This window comes from Shinella sp. HY16, from assembly GCF_028534175.1.
Lineage (GTDB): Bacteria > Pseudomonadota > Alphaproteobacteria > Rhizobiales > Rhizobiaceae > Shinella.
The window spans coordinates 254,460-268,590 of record NZ_JAHYXL010000003.1 but is presented as its reverse complement, the minus strand read 5'-3'; the positions used below and the strand labels follow the sequence as shown (position 1 = coordinate 268,590).

At 65.6% G+C, this 14,131-nt stretch carries 12 protein-coding genes; 5 read left to right on the top strand and 7 right to left on the bottom strand.

The annotated features are described in order from the left end of the window. Window positions 1–52: 52 nt before the first annotated feature. The 7 genes from K0P03_RS27640 to K0P03_RS27610 all read right to left on the bottom strand — a co-directional run bounded on the left by K0P03_RS27640 (window position 53) and on the right by K0P03_RS27610 (window position 7,859). Window positions 53–811, bottom strand: coding sequence for an iron ABC transporter ATP-binding protein (locus K0P03_RS27640; RefSeq protein ID WP_050744857.1), 759 nt, complete (start codon window positions 809–811; stop codon window positions 53–55). Next, on the bottom strand, window positions 808–1,749 hold the full coding sequence (locus tag K0P03_RS27635; RefSeq protein ID WP_024271431.1) for an iron chelate uptake ABC transporter family permease subunit: 942 nt from the start codon (window positions 1,747–1,749) through the stop codon (window positions 808–810). Before K0P03_RS27635 ends, K0P03_RS27640 begins: the two co-directional genes overlap by 4 nt. Further along, a complete protein-coding gene (locus K0P03_RS27630; protein WP_050744856.1) occupies window positions 1,742–2,719 on the bottom strand; it encodes an ABC transporter permease in 978 nt (325 codons plus the stop codon). Before K0P03_RS27630 ends, K0P03_RS27635 begins: the two co-directional genes overlap by 8 nt. Then, window positions 2,716–3,618: a siderophore ABC transporter substrate-binding protein gene (locus K0P03_RS27625; protein ID WP_272791253.1), complete on the bottom strand. Its 903-nt coding sequence runs from the start codon at window positions 3,616–3,618 to the stop codon at window positions 2,716–2,718. Before K0P03_RS27625 ends, K0P03_RS27630 begins: the two co-directional genes overlap by 4 nt. A gap of 33 nt (window positions 3,619–3,651) precedes the next feature. After that, window positions 3,652–3,951: a DUF2218 domain-containing protein gene (locus K0P03_RS27620; RefSeq protein WP_023514756.1), complete on the bottom strand. Its 300-nt coding sequence runs from the start codon at window positions 3,949–3,951 to the stop codon at window positions 3,652–3,654. 99 nt (window positions 3,952–4,050) lie between these two features. Next, window positions 4,051–5,658 (bottom strand): alpha/beta hydrolase-fold protein, encoded by a 1,608-nt coding sequence (locus tag K0P03_RS27615; RefSeq protein ID WP_272791252.1) that lies wholly within the window; start codon window positions 5,656–5,658, stop codon window positions 4,051–4,053. After that, window positions 5,658–7,859: a TonB-dependent siderophore receptor gene (locus K0P03_RS27610; protein WP_272791251.1), complete on the bottom strand. Its 2,202-nt coding sequence runs from the start codon at window positions 7,857–7,859 to the stop codon at window positions 5,658–5,660. The genes K0P03_RS27615 and K0P03_RS27610 overlap by 1 nt, the downstream gene beginning before the upstream one ends. Window positions 7,860–8,048: 189 nt before the next feature. Between K0P03_RS27610 and K0P03_RS27605 the strand changes: the two genes are divergently transcribed. The 5 genes from K0P03_RS27605 to K0P03_RS27585 all read left to right on the top strand — a co-directional run bounded on the left by K0P03_RS27605 (window position 8,049) and on the right by K0P03_RS27585 (window position 14,130). After that, window positions 8,049–8,924 (top strand): helix-turn-helix transcriptional regulator, encoded by an 876-nt coding sequence (locus K0P03_RS27605; protein WP_272791250.1) that lies wholly within the window; start codon window positions 8,049–8,051, stop codon window positions 8,922–8,924. A gap of 229 nt (window positions 8,925–9,153) precedes the next feature. After that, window positions 9,154–9,666, top strand: a complete 513-nt coding sequence (locus tag K0P03_RS27600) for an RNA polymerase sigma factor (RefSeq protein ID WP_272791249.1) — start codon at window positions 9,154–9,156, stop codon at window positions 9,664–9,666. A gap of 93 nt (window positions 9,667–9,759) precedes the next feature. After that, window positions 9,760–10,737: a FecR family protein gene (locus tag K0P03_RS27595; RefSeq protein WP_272791248.1), complete on the top strand. Its 978-nt coding sequence runs from the start codon at window positions 9,760–9,762 to the stop codon at window positions 10,735–10,737. A gap of 133 nt (window positions 10,738–10,870) precedes the next feature. Further along, complete coding sequence (locus K0P03_RS27590; RefSeq protein WP_272791247.1) at window positions 10,871–13,180, top strand: TonB-dependent receptor; 2,310 nt, start codon at window positions 10,871–10,873, stop codon at window positions 13,178–13,180. Window positions 13,181–13,224: 44 nt separating this feature from the next. Beyond that, window positions 13,225–14,130, top strand: a complete 906-nt coding sequence (locus K0P03_RS27585; RefSeq protein ID WP_272791246.1) for a siderophore ABC transporter substrate-binding protein — start codon at window positions 13,225–13,227, stop codon at window positions 14,128–14,130. Window position 14,131: the final 1 nt, after the last annotated feature.

The window sequence follows — 14,131 nt, the reverse complement described above, 5'->3', positions numbered from 1 at the left end:
GCCTGCGACGGGAGGAACTGATGCGCATCCCGTGCCCGTTCGTCAATCAGCCCTAAAGCTGATGCAGCACGAAGGGCTTGCCCTCGATCGTCTCCACCCGCATGCGGAAGCCGAAGACGGTTTCGAGCATTTCCGGCGTCAGGATCTCCGTCGGTGCGCCGTCCGCAACGATACGGCCGCCCTTCATCGCAACGATACGGTCGGCATGGGCGCTCGCCTGGTTGATGTCGTGCAGTACGATGACGACCGTCTTGCCCTTGCCGTCGGCGGCGCTGCGCAGCGAGCGCATCAGCTCACGGGCATAGTACATATCGAGATTGTTCAGCGGCTCGTCGAGCAGGAGGTAGTCCGTACCCTGCGCGAAGGCCATGGCGACCAGCGCGCGCTGGCGCTGGCCGCCGGACAGCGTCTCGATGAAGCGGTCGGCAAGGTCGGCGAGGTCGAACTGGGCAATGGCCGCGTCGATGATGGCGTGGTCGGCCTCGGTAAGGCGTCCACGGCCGTGAGGAAAGCGGCCGAAGCCGACGAGCTCACGCACCTTGAGGCGGCTTGCCACCGTCGTGTCCTGCCGCAGGATGGCGATGACGCGGGCAAGTTCCCGGCCGGGCGTCGTGTCCACCGGCAGGCCGTCGATGTCGATGGTACCCGTCTGGAGCGCTTGCAGGCGGGCAACGAGCGAAAGAAGCGAGGATTTTCCCGCGCCGTTCGGGCCGATCAGCGCCACGACGCCGCCCTTCGGGATCGTCAGGCTGACATCCGTGAGGATCGGCGTTGTCCGGTGTTTGAAGGAGACGTTTTCGATCCGGATCATTTTCGGCTCCCGAGAACCAGCAGCAGGAGGAAGACAAGCCCGCCGACGAATTCGATGACGACGCCGAGTGCTGTGGCATTGCCGAGCGCGTGCTGGAACAACGTCTGCCCGCCGACAAGCACGGCGATGCCGGCAAGGGCTGCTGCCGGCAGCAGCACGCCGTGACGGCGGGTATCGACGATGCGCTCGGCGAGCGCCGCCACCAGAAGACCGAAGAAGGCGACCGGCCCGACGAGCGCCGTGGAGACGGCGACCAGCGCGGAGACGAGCAGCAGCAGGCCCGTCACGGTGCCCGCCCAGCCGACGCCGAGCCCCGTCGCCGTATCCGGCCCGAGCGAGATGACGTCGAGCACGTGGCGCGCGCGCCAGGCGATGACGGCGGCGACGACCGTGACGATGGCGGCAAAGACCAGGAGGTCGGTACGCACGGCATTGAAGTTGGCAAAGCTCGCCGATTGCACGACGGAGAATTCGTTGGGGTCGATGAGGCGCGCGAGCAGCGAATGCAGACTGCGGAACAGGACGCCGAAGACGACGCCGGCCAGCAGCATCAGCCCCATGTCGAGGCGGCTCTTGAGCATGGGCAGCAGCAGCGCCGAGGCGAGCGCCATCAGCACCAGCACCTCCAGGCCGAATTTCAGCTGCGGATCGAGCGTCACGTAACCGACCCCGCCGAGCAGGAAGACCATCAGCATCTGGCCGAAGAGGTAGAGGGCATCGAGGCCCATGATCGATGGTGTCAGGATGCGGTTGCCTGTGACGGTCTGGAAGATCACGGTGGAAATGGCGATCGCCACGCCCACCTGCACCAGAGCTGCAAGCTTCAGCAGCCGTAGTTCCAGCACGAAGGCGATGTTGCCCTTGAGGCCGATCGCCAGGAACGCGGCGGCGGCGGCAAGGGCTGCCGCGGCAAGAGCGAGAAGACGACGGTCAGGCATGGGCGCCACGCCGGAAGAGCAGCCAGAGGAAGATCGCGCCGCCGACCACGCCCATCACCGTGCCGACCGGAATTTCGTAGGGATAGCGGATGAGGCGCCCGACGATGTCGCAGGCGAGAACCAGTCCCGCTCCACCGGCGGCGACCCAGCCCAGCGTGCCGCGCACATTGTCGCCCATCAGGCGCGAGACGATGTTGGGCACGGCAAGCCCGACGAAGGGGATCATGCCGACGACGGCAACGGCCAGCGCGGTGATGACGGAGACGAGGACGAGGCCGATCTGCATCATGCGGGCATAGTCGATGCCAAGCCCGATGCTCGCCTCCCGCCCGAGTGCCATGATGCTCAGCCGGTCGGCGACCACCCAGGCGATGGCGACCATCACGGCAGCGATCCACAGGAGCTCGTAGCGCCCGCGCAGCACGCCGGAAAAGTCCCCGTTGGTCCAGACGGCGAGGAACTGCAGGAGATCCGCCTGCCAGGCTGCATAGGTCGCCGCCGCGCCGATGACCCCGCCATAGACGATGCCGAAGAGCGGCACGAGAAAGGGCTGGGCGGGCGGCAGGCGATGGGCGGTCGCTAGGAAGATCGAGGTACCGAGAAGGGCCGCGCCGCTGGCGACGAGCGTCTTCACTGGCAGCGCGGCGGCGGGAAAAAGCAGCGTGACGAGGAGGATGCCGAGTTCGGCGCTCTGCGCCGTGCCTGCGGTCGCTGGCTCGACGAAACGGTTGCGTACCAGCGTCTGCATGATGAGCCCGGCGATCGCCAGCCCGGCGCCACACAGGACCGCGGCAAGCGTGCGCGGCAGGCGGCTGACGAGGAGGAGCTGGAGCGCTTCGGGATCGCTCAGCACCCGGCCGAGCGGCAGCGGACTGACGCCGACGGCAAGGCTCAGCACAAAGAGGATCGCGAGCCCGAGGCCCGCGATCGTTCCGGTCCGCAAGGATGGGTGCAGGGCGCTGGCGCTCATTTCGCGGCGGAAAAGGCCTCCGTGACCGTCGCAAGCACGCGTTCGAGCGACTGTACGCCGCCGGCCGCGATGTAGAAGTCCGGTGCCGGCAGGTAGACGACCTGGCCCTTCTTCCATGCCGTCGTTTCCGCGACAAGCTCGTTGTCGAGCGTCACCCTCGCGGCCTGCTCGTTGGAGCCGACGGCGGCGGCACGGTCGAGCACCAGCAGCCAGTCGGGGTTCGCCTCGCGGATGAACTCGAAGGACACCGCCTCGCCGTGGGTCGCCGTCTCGATCTCGGCGATTGCCGGCGGCAGGTCGAGCGCCGCATGCACCCAGCCGAAGCGCGAGCCGGGGCCATAGGTGGAGACCTTCGGCCCGTTGGTCATGACGATCAGCGCCTTGCCCTTGCCCGCAACAGCAGCCTTGGCAGCAGCAAGCTTCGTGTCCAGCTCGCCGGCAATCGCCTTTGCCTCAGCCGCCTTGCCGAACAGGGCACCATAGGCCTGAAGGCGCAGCTTGGCCTGCCCGACCAGATCGTCGCCATCGATCGTCATGTCGATCGTCGGCGCGACTTTGGCCACAACATCCGCCTTTGCGGCGGACCGGCTGCCGACGATGATGAGATCGGGACCGAGCGCGCTCAGCGCCTCGAGATCGGGCTCGAAAAGGGTGCCGACCGTGGTCGCACCCGCCTTGATCGGCTCCAGCGCGGGAACATAAAGCTTGTCCGGAACGCCCGCCGGGCGGATGCCGAGACGGTCGAGCGTATCGAGCGCAGCCATGTCATAGACGGCGATGGTCTTCGGCACGCCGTCCACCGCGACCGTTCCCCGTGCCGTCGTCACGTCCATGGCGCTGGCGGGCAGGATGGCAAGGGCAAGCGCGGCGAAAGCTGCGAGCGGGCGGAACTGTCTCATGGTCTACCTGTCATGCTGGATGGATGCGAGCGCTCAGCCGGCCTTATTCTGCCACTGCCAGTCGAGCGGCTGAAGCTCTTCGCGGAAGGCGAAGCGCGCGAGGTGGGATTCGATCACCGACTGGGTCTGGGCGAGATCCTCGCCGTTTTCCGACCGGGCGGTCATGCGCAGGCCATAGTCATCGGCATCGAGAATGCCGAGGCCGCAAGCGAAGTGACATTCACCGTGGTTTTCCGAAGCAGTGACCTCGATCTTGTGCGCGAAGTGCTTGCACAGCTGAGCCAGGTATTTCCGGCCGTGGGCGGTTTCCAGATAGGCGACGGATTCGAGCATGGCCTTCCCTTTCATTCTTGTCCGGCGGTCGGCTCTCCTGCCGACGCACCGAAAACATAACGTCTTTACTCATGTTTTCCCAACAAGGGAAGCCGGCCGTCAGGGCCGGTCCCCACCGAAAAGCGCGATCAGCCCGTCCGAGATGACGCCCTGCCAGACGAGGTAGTCGTGGCCGCCGGCATAGTCGCGATAGATGACGGAAATGCCCTTGGCCTGCAGCACGTCCCGCAGATGCCGGCTGGTTTCGAGGATGCCCGCGGTGCCCTGCGCACCCGTTTCGAAAAGCCCGGCCGAAAGAAAGAAGCGCAACGGCAGCGCCGGGCCTGCGGCAATCAGCCCCGCCACATGCTCCCGGCGATCCTCCGGCGTACCCGGCGGGCTCCACCAGAAGGAGCCGGACATGGCGAGCACGTTGCCGAAGACCTCCGGATGCCGCATGGCGACGGTGGCCGAAGCCAGCCCGCCATAGCTGGAACCGGCCAGCACCGTACGCGCGGCCGGAACCGCCAGCCCCGTTTCCTTTGCGACAAGCGGGTGGAGCTCGGTGGCCATGAAATCCGCAAAGGCCAGATTGGCCGGGAGTTCCCGCGCCCGCGCCGCCCGGTCGGGATTGGCGACGAAGACGGCGACCACCGGCGGGACGGCGCCGGCGGCGATCATGTTGTCGAGGATGCGCGGCACCGGCACGCGGCCGAGATACTGGTCGGCGTCGAAGACGAAGAGCAGGATCGTGTCCTTGCGCGCCGGGTCGAAACCGGGCGGGTAGTAGAACGTGATGTCGCGGCGGTTGCCGAGCAAACGGCTTTCGACCGACAGCGTGTTCAGCCGGCCCTGCGGGTTGCCTTTCTCCGCCAGAAACGGCTGCGGCGGGGCACCGGCCAGTTCCAGCACGGAATCCTGATTGTAGGCGTCTTTCGCTTCCGCCGGCCAGCCGTGCCGGTTCAGTGGATCGGCCTTGGCCGTCGAAAGGATAGCGACGCGCCGGTCGCGCGCGGTGCCCGGCACATCAGGCACATCGAAAGCCAGCTGATAGGACAGCCGCGTGTCGTCGGGCACCTCGAAGCTCTTGAACCAGATGTCCGAGCCGCCAAGGCGCTGCAACTCCTCGTGATCGCCGCTCGGTGCGCCGAACAGGCGGATGTTGCGCTTTGCACCGCGCCCCAGGAAGGTGACGACCTTGCGCCCGTCCTGCCCGTCCTCGACAAGTGGCGTGCCGCGGTCCGTGACCATCGCCCAGAAGGCCTCCGTCGTTCCACCCATCGCGACCGCGGCGGCGATCCCGGCGATGGCAGGGCTCAGATACGCGGTCGGCGCCGGCCGCTGGTCGGCGACGCCGACCTTGCGCTCGATGCCGAGCACATAGGTGCCCTCGCGGTCAGCCGTGACGACCAGCCGCTCGCCAGAACCTTCGGCAACGAGCTGGAACTCCGCGACGCCCCCCGCCCCTTCCGCGAGGCGGCGCAGGTGCCGGCCCCCGTTGTCGACGAGATCGAGATCGAACACGCCAGCCTCGACGCGAAGCGTCCCCTTGACATAGTCGCCCGCAGCCGCCTCGGGATCGAAGACCTGCCTTGTCCCGGCCGCCACAGCCTTCCCCGTTACCGCCGCGCCGACCGCGAGCGGCACGGCGTGTGTCGTTTCCGCGGCGAGCAGCGGTGTCACCGAGAGGATCAGGGCCACGACGCCCGATCCTACTATCCTGCGCATCACCATTCCTTCTTCAGCGTCGCGACGATGCTGCGGCCTTCGCCATAGAAGCAGGCATAGGCGCTGGCGCAAGAGGCGACATAACGCTCGTCGCCGATGTTCTTGACGTTGAGCTGGAGCGAGAGCCCCTTCAGGTCCGGGCTCTTCGCGCCGAAATCGTAAGAAGCCATGGCGTCGAACAGCGTGACGGCGCCGACCTTGAACGAATTGCCGCCATCACCCCAGCTCGTGCCGATGTAGCGCAGCCCCCCGCCGACGGTCAGCCCCTCCAGTGCACCCTCATCGGCCGTGTAGGTCGCCCAGAGCGAGGCCTGGTGCTGCGGAATGCGCGGCGGCATCTTGCCGACTTCGCTGGTGTTGACGGATTCCTTGACGATCGAGTCGATGTAGCTGTAGCCGGCGATCAGCGAGAGGTTGTTCGTCACCTCCGCCCGGGCGGAAAGCTCGATGCCGCGGTTGTGGATCTTGCCGACCTGCGAATAGACCGTCTGGCCGAGGTCCGGGTCCCAGGTACCGGCCACCACGTCCTTCTGCCTGAGATCGTAATAGGCGGCCGTCAGCAGCAGGCCGGAGCCTTCCGGCGCATATTTGACGCCGACTTCGAATTGCTCGGCCGTCGTGGGCGAGAAGGCCGACGCCCCGGCAGGCGGCATGTAGAGCGCCGGCTCGAAGGAGGTCGCATAGCTGACATAGGGCGAGAGGCCGTTATCGAAGACGTAGAGCGCGCCGGCCCGCCAGGTGAAGGCACCGTCCTCATAGGACTGGTCGTTGGTGCCCAGCCGGTCGTCGATCTCGGTCTTGGCGCGGTCGTAGCGGATGCCGGCGAGGAGGTTGAGCGCGCCGATCTCCACCTGGCCCTGCAGGTAGACGCCGGCCTGACGGGCCGTCAGGTCCTGAAGATCAGTGGTTGCGAGCACCAGCGACGAGAAGTCGAAATCACCGTAGCGCGGATCGGCAAGGTCGATGCTCGGCCCTGCGGCACGGCCCCACTTGTAGTCGCGGGTGCGATACTGGAAATCCACACCGCCGAGCAGCGTGTGTTCTGCCGCCCCCGTCGAGAATGTCGCCTCGAGCTGGTTATCGACGGTGAACTGGTTCCAGGTGTCCGTGCCGCCGCTCGCCGAGCGGCTGACGATCGTGTTGTTGCCGGTCACCGGATCGGGGCCGGCACTGCCATAGACCAGCGTGTGGTGCAGCCAGTCGACATGGTGGTAGCGCGCATTCTGGCGGAAGGTGAGATTGTCGTTGAACTCGTGCTTGAATTCGTAGCCGATCCAGGCCTGCTTGCGTTCCGAGCGCTCGAAATCCGGATCGGACACGAAGAAATCGCGCGGCACGAAGCCGAAACCCGGGATCGGCGTGACGGTGCCGGCAGCATCGAGAAAGTTGCGATAGCCGGCATCCGGTTCGTTCTGGTAGCCGCCAAGGATCGTCAGCGACGTACCCTCGTCCGGCGACCAGGTGAAGGATGGCGCGATGGCGAAGGAGCGGTTCGCGGCGTAATCTTCCTGCAGGTCGCGCCCAAGCCCCTTCGCGGCGACGCGGTAACCGAAAGCATCGTCGAAGGTATCGGAGATATCGAAGCCGGCGGAAAGATACTTGTCCGTGCCGACCGAAAGCTCCACCGCGCGCAGCGGCGTATCGGTCGGCTTCTTGCTGACCATGTTGACGATACCGCCGGGATTGGCCTGCCCGTACAGGACGGAAGCAGGCCCCGAGATCAGTTCCACCCGCTCCAGAAGATAGGGATCGATCTTCGCATAGGAGAGGTCGCCGCCAAGAAAGAGACCGTCGAGATATTTCGGCACATAGTAGAAACCGCGCACGAAAAGTTCGTCGCGCAGGTTGGAGGCGCCGCGGTAGTCAGTCAGCGCGCCCGGCGTATAACGCAGCGCCTCGGCTACAGACTGGGCGCTCTGGTCCTCGATCTGCTCCTTGGAAACGACGCTGACGGTCTGCGGCGTTTTGGAAACGGGCGTGTCCGTCTTGGTACCGGCAAGGCTCTTCTTGGCGACGTAGCCGTCAACCGGTCCATCGCCCCGCTCGCCGGCGCCGCCCTCCACAACGACCGCTTCCAGTGCGGTGCTGCCCTGGCCGGTCCCTTGATCCTGCGCGACGGCTGCGTTCAGTGCCAGGGCGCTGGCCGCGGCAAGCAGCATGATACGACGGTGTCCGATCGACGGCGAAAGAATGCCCCACATTTCCTGAATCCACATACGACAAGGCCGGCATGGCGGCCGGCAATTAAACTTGATTAACGAAGTCAACTATGCCAGTAGCTTGGATCGGCTGTCGACCGGAAAGACTTTCGCGGAGGCCGCAGAAAACTTTGCGGAAGCGGCAGCCGAGGTCAGCTCGCGCGGAAAAAGGCGATGCAAGAGGGCGGCGTCTTGAACATCAGGATCAAACCGGAAGTTCCCCAACACCTGTTCGTCGGCGCCATGGATGGCCCGGCAAGCTGCACGCCGGACGACAATCTCTATGACGTCTGGCCGAAATTCCTCATCATGGTGCTTCTGCAAGGCCAGCAGCATTTCGTGATGGACGGGGAGCACTTCCGCATCGATGCCGGCGATGCGGCAAACCCGGAACCGACCGTCTTCATGCTGAATGTCGGGCGGGACTGCAAGCTGCAGTTCGTTAATGAAAGCACGACGCCGCTGCGCAAGGTCATGATCTCCGCGCCCCTGCCCTGGATCGACCGGCTGATGCGCTCGCAGCCGACGAGCATGCCGAAGCTGCGCGCCTTCTTCGCCCGGCACCTCGCCGAGTTCAGCTTTGCCCCGAACCGTCACCTCATCCAGATCGCCGAACACATCCTCAAACCGCCAGGCACCATGGCGGGCGAACTCCTGACACTCTACCGCAACTCGCACGCCTTCGACATCATGTGCCAGGCCTGCACGGTTCTGGTCGAGGCCGACGCGGCCGCGCCGCACCAGCCGACGGCCTTGAGCCGCCGGCAGAGCGAGAAGGTGCGCGACTACATCCTCGCCCATGTTTGCGAGGACCTGACGCTCGACCGCATCGCACGCGAAATCGGCATCAGCACATCCTCCATCCAGCGCCATTTCAAGGAGCATTTCGGCACGACCGTTTCGGACTTCATCCGGCAGGAGCGGCTGGAGACGGCACGCGCCGCGCTGGAGCGGGACGGCATTCCGATCTCGCAGGCCGCCTACCTCGCCGGCTATCGCAACCCATCGAGCTTCACCACCGCCTTCAAGAAGGCCTATGGCGTGACGCCGAAGCATCGGCGGGCATGACGGGCAGCCGCGCTCCCGAGACAAACTTGACCTTATAAATCAAGTTAAGATATGTCTCATGGACACACGACTGCCGCCTGAGGCGCGGCGATTCTGAAGGATTGGCAATGGCGGCGACGTGCGGCGATGCCGGAAAACGAGCGGGAAAGGTTTTGGCGCGCGGCTTGACGTGCCGGGTCGGACTCCTGCCGACGGCCTCCCGCTGGACCCACCTCGAAAAGGCTGTGCCGTGAAGGAGGGAGATGCCACCTCGCTGCTCTACGCCGCCCACCGCCCTGCCCTCGTGCGTTATGCGACGCGCATCCTCGGCTCGCGCGAGGCGGCGGAGGATATCGTGCAGGACGCCTTCCTGCGCTTCTCTCCGGCCAACACCTATGGCGCTTCCGCCAGCCAGACACTCGCCTATCTCTATCGCATCGTGCGCAATCTCTGCCTCGATCTCATCAAGCGGCGCAAGATCGAGATGAGGGAACAGGATAGCGAGCCGCCGTTCTGGTCCATGCCACGCGCCGTCGAGACGCCGGAGGAGACCGCACTCGTCTCCGACGAGGTGCGGGCCATCACCGGGATTCTTGACCGGTTTCCGCTGGATGTCCGCGTTGCACTCGAAATGCACCGCTTCGGCGGCTACACGCTGGAGGAAGTCGCCGCCCATCTCGGGATCTCTGTCGCCACTGCTCATCGCCATGTCCGCGCCGCGCTGGTGGAGATCGCGCTTCGGCTCGGCAATGACGCCCCGTGAAAAAAATCCGCGCGCAAATCGTCCCTACGCAGCAATTTGATATTCGGCTAGAACGCCAGGCATGGCGTGGGGAGCCGGGGCACGGGTAAGAACTTGATTCAGGACGACAGCGAAAAGCGCCGCGCGATCGAAGAAGCCATGGATTGGCTGCTGCGGCTGAAGGCCGATCCCGATTGTCCGCAGGCCGCCCGGGATGTGGAGGACTGGCTTGCGCGGGCGGAAACCAACCGTTCCGCCTGGCGCGATGCACTGAAAGCGTGGGATGCCCTCGGCGAGATACGGCCGCGCCACGCCGACCTGTGGCCGGCCCGCCCGGTCGTGCCCCTGGCCCTGCCCCGCCGCAGCCGCCGGCCCCTTGCGACAGGCATCGCCCTGGCCCTTGCCGCCGCACTCCTCGTCGTGCTGGCCGCGCCGGCCCTGATGATCTGGCTCAAGGCCGATTTCCGCACCGGCACGGGCGAAAGCCGCATGGTGACGCTCGCCGACGGCAGCGCCGTCAACCTTTCCGCCGATAGCGCCATCGATGTCGAGCTGACGCCGGAGGGCCGCCATGTGCGCCTCCTCGCCGGCCAGGCCTTCTTCGACGTGGCGCATGACGGCAAGCGCCCCTTCACCGTGGAGGCCGGCAATGCCCGGGTGGCCGTGCTCGGGACCGCCTTCGACGTGGCGCTCGACGATACCGCAACCACGGTGCAACTCGCCCGCGGCGTGGTCGGTATTTCCGGCGAAGGCGACAGGCAGGCCGTTGCCGAAATGGCGCCCGGCGACATGGCGACGGTCGATGGCGCGACCGGCGCGATCCGCCACGCGGTCGTTCCATTGGAGGAGATCGGCGCCTGGCGGAGCGGCCTGCTCTTCGTCAATGACGTCACCGTGGACAGCGTCGTTGCACGCCTGCAGCGTTACCATCCCGCCTGGATCAGCGTGCCGGATCGCACGCTCGGCCGCCAGCGCGTGACCGGCCTCTACGACCTTCGCGACCCGGACCGGGCACTGACGGCCCTGGTCAAACCCTATGGCGGCAAGGTGCGCGCGATTTCCTCCTATACCCGGATCGTCTCGCGTTATTGAGCCTTTCGGAAAGTTTTCCGAAAAATTCAGGAATTTTGCCGGAAGCGTGAAAAAGATTCCCGAGGCGATCGTTTCTGCACCGGGAATGCGCGCTTCAGGAGCAGCGCATCCCGAGGATGATACCGGGGGTACAATGCGTTTGCATATCGATCGATCGACCACGTCGCGCGCCAAGGCGCGCACGCGCACCGTCTTCATGACCAGGCTGATGGTCTCCACGGCGACGGCGCTCGTTTTCAGCCTGCCGCAGTCCGCCCTACAGCCGGCAGCAGCCCAGGCGAAATCCGCCCGCATCGGCACCATGGCGTTCGACATTCCCGCACAGCCGCTGGCGAGCGCCCTCAACAGCTTCGGCCGGCAATCCGGCCTGCAGGTCTCGCTCGCCGCCGCCACCTCGCGCGGGCTGACCTCCCGCCCGGTCAAGGGCACGTTCACGCCGCAGGAAGCGCTTGCCCGGCTTCTCGAGGGCACGGACACGCGCCACTCGGTCACCACCGACGGCACGGCGATCGTCACCGCTTCGCATCTCTCCCCGCTCGTCACCGGTTCCGTGGAAAACGGCTCGACGACGCTCGACCGGATCACGGTGGAGGGCGAACAGGTCGGTGAGGGCGACGTCAGCGAACTGAACATTTCCGCCAAGGATCTCGAGCGCAAGAACCCCGCCACCATCCAGGACGTTTTCCGCGAAGAGCCGAGCGTCAAGGTGGGCTCCTCGCTGCCCATGTCGCAGAAGGTTTATGTCAACGGCATCGAGGAAACCAACCTCGCAATCTCCATCGACGGCAGCCGCCAGAACAACAAGGTGTTCCACCACAATGCGACGACGCTGATCGACCCGACGCTGCTGAAGGCCGTCAGCGTCGACGAGGGCGTGGCGCCGGCCGATGCCGGCCCGGGCGCGCTCGCGGGCTCCATCGTCTACGAGACCAAGGATGTCGGCGATTTCCTCCAGGGCAACGGCTACGGCGGCTTCGTCAATTCCGGCTTCAACACCAACGGCAACATTTTCAGCACCGGCCTTTCGACCTTCGGCAAGCAGGACGGGTTCGAATATCTCGGCTACTTCAACATTGGCCGCGGCAGCGAATTCTCCGCCGGCAACGGTGACGAGGTGCTGGGCACCCGGACGCACTTCCAGAGCGGCCTCGGCAAGCTTGCCTATGAATTCGAAAGCGGCGGCCGCATCGAACTCAGCCACGAGGCGATCAAGGACAACGCACCGCGCCCGTTCCGCGCCAACATGGGCACGACGACGGGGGCCAAACCGTGGGAGCCGCTGGTGCGCGACTACGCGCTCGACCGCACCAACACGGTCCTGACCTATACGGACGCCACGCCCGAGGGCTGGTGGGATCCGAAGCTTGTGCTCGCCTACGGCCAGACGGAGGTCGGCACGACCGTCTACCTGAAACCCGGCAGCGCACCGGAAACCTATCCGGTCACCGGCATCACCGGCACCTTCAACGGCAAGTTCGAAAACCGCTTCCATTTCGATCTTGGCACGGTGACGGCCGGCGTCGACTTCTACAGCGACAAGGCGGAGGTGGAAGACCTCTACGAGCCCGCCACCGAAAAGGCGCGCAATATCGGTGCCTATGTCCAGGCGCGCCTCGAGCCCTTCGAGCGTGCCCGCCTGTCCTTCGGCGGCCGCGCGGACCGGCAATGGTTCACCGGCACGACCGGCGAGGAATGGGACAATGCCGGCCTCAGCGGCAACATTTCCGGCGAGTACGACCTCATCCCGGATTTCCTGACCGCCAAGGCCGGGTACTCCCATGTCTGGGCCGGCATTCCGCTCGCCGAGAACTTCATCATGAACCCCGCCTGGATCTATTCGCCCGAGCCGGAGCCGACGACCTCCGACAACTACACGGTCGGCCTCGTCGCGAAATATGCCGGCTTTTCGCTGGAAGGCTCGGTGTTCCGCACGGAAATGGAGAACGCCCGCGCGGCGCGCTACAAATATGCCTTCGAGGGACGGCATGTGGAATCGGAAGGTTTTTCGATCGGCACCGGCTATGACTGGACCGACGGCTACATCCGCGTGAAATATGCCAATATCGACACGCTGATCGACGGGAAGCCGGCCGATTCCGATACCGGCACTTACCTCACGACACCGGTCGGTGAGATCATCACGGTCTCCGCCGCCCATACCTTCGCCGATTGGGGCCTCACCGTCGGCGGCGATATCGAGATCGCGCCGAAATACGACAAGGTGCCAGATGGAAGCCCTGCCTTCAAGGCGTATCAGGTCGTCAACAGCTTCGTCGAGTACAAGCCGCCGAGCCACCAGAACCTGACGCTGCGTGCCGAGGTGAAAAACATCTTCAACGAGACCTATGCCGACCGCGCCACCTATGGCCAGGAGTTCGGCGAGGTGAAGCCGCTTTACCAGCCCGGACGCGCGTTCCTCCTCAGCGTGCGCGCCACGTTCTGACGCCATGGCCCCGGCCGACCGCCGGGGCCTTACCGGAGACAGACATGAAACGCCTGAAGTCCCTCGCCCTTGCGGCAGTCCTCCTTGCCACCGGCACTGCCGGCGCCACCGATATCGCGATCGACACGGCGGCCGGCCGGAAGACCGTTGCAACGCCTGTCGCCACCGTCGCCGTCTTCGACATCGCCGCCATCGACACGCTGGACAAACTCGGCATCAGGCCGGCAGGCCTGCCGTCCAATCTCTACCTGAAGGAACTGTCGCGCCTGAGCGACGGTGCGACTGTGGTCGGCGACATCTTCGAACCCGATCTCGAAGCACTGAGCGCGCTCGCACCCGATCTCATCATTCTCGGTGGCCGCTCCTCCACCAAGGTGGACGCCACGGCCAAGGTGGCTCCGACGATCGACATGACGATGGACGGGGACGACCTCATTGACCAGGCCCGCGCGCGGATCGCCACCTACGGACGGCTGTTCGGCAAGGAAACCGAGGCCGAGGCCGCGCGCAAGGAACTCGACGGCGCCATCGAAACGGCCCGTGCCGCGGTTGCCGGCAAGGGCAAAGCGCTGATCGTCATGACCAACGGGCCCAAGGTCACCGCCTATGGCCCCGGCTCGCGCTTCGGCTGGCTGCACCGCTCGCTCGATCTTCCGCCGGCGATCACCGAGGTAGAGGCGGCAACGCACGGCGAGGCGATCTCGTTCGAATTCATCCGCGAGGCCAACCCGGATTGGCTGATCGTGCTCGACCGCGCCGCCGCGATCGGCTCCAACGAGCAGAACGCCAGGATCACGCTCGACAACGAGCTGGTCGCTGAGACGGTGGCGTGGAAGAAGGGTCAGGTCGTCTATCTGCCGTCCGGCGATTTCTACATCGCCGCCGGTGGCGCGCAGGCGATGATCCGCGTCTATTCCACCATCGCCGAAGCCTTCGCCGCGGCGAAGTAAC

Bases quoted from the DNA above. Each gene is read 5' to 3' on its own strand.
- K0P03_RS27615 (WP_272791252.1), bottom strand. From the start codon at position 5,658: ATGCGCAGGATAGTAGGATCGGGCGTCGTGGCCCTGATCCTCTCGGTG.
- K0P03_RS27640 (WP_050744857.1), bottom strand. From the start codon at position 811: ATGATCCGGATCGAAAACGTCTCCTTCAAACACCGGACAACGCCGATC.
- K0P03_RS27585 (WP_272791246.1), top strand. From the start codon at position 13,225: ATGAAACGCCTGAAGTCCCTCGCCCTTGCGGCAGTCCTCCTTGCCACC.
- K0P03_RS27625 (WP_272791253.1), bottom strand. From the start codon at position 3,618: ATGAGACAGTTCCGCCCGCTCGCAGCTTTCGCCGCGCTTGCCCTTGCC.
- K0P03_RS27620 (WP_023514756.1), bottom strand. From the start codon at position 3,951: ATGCTCGAATCCGTCGCCTATCTGGAAACCGCCCACGGCCGGAAATAC.
- K0P03_RS27635 (WP_024271431.1), bottom strand. From the start codon at position 1,749: ATGCCTGACCGTCGTCTTCTCGCTCTTGCCGCGGCAGCCCTTGCCGCC.
- K0P03_RS27610 (WP_272791251.1), bottom strand. From the start codon at position 7,859: ATGTGGGGCATTCTTTCGCCGTCGATCGGACACCGTCGTATCATGCTG.
- K0P03_RS27590 (WP_272791247.1), top strand. From the start codon at position 10,871: ATGCGTTTGCATATCGATCGATCGACCACGTCGCGCGCCAAGGCGCGC.
- K0P03_RS27630 (WP_050744856.1), bottom strand. From the start codon at position 2,719: ATGAGCGCCAGCGCCCTGCACCCATCCTTGCGGACCGGAACGATCGCG.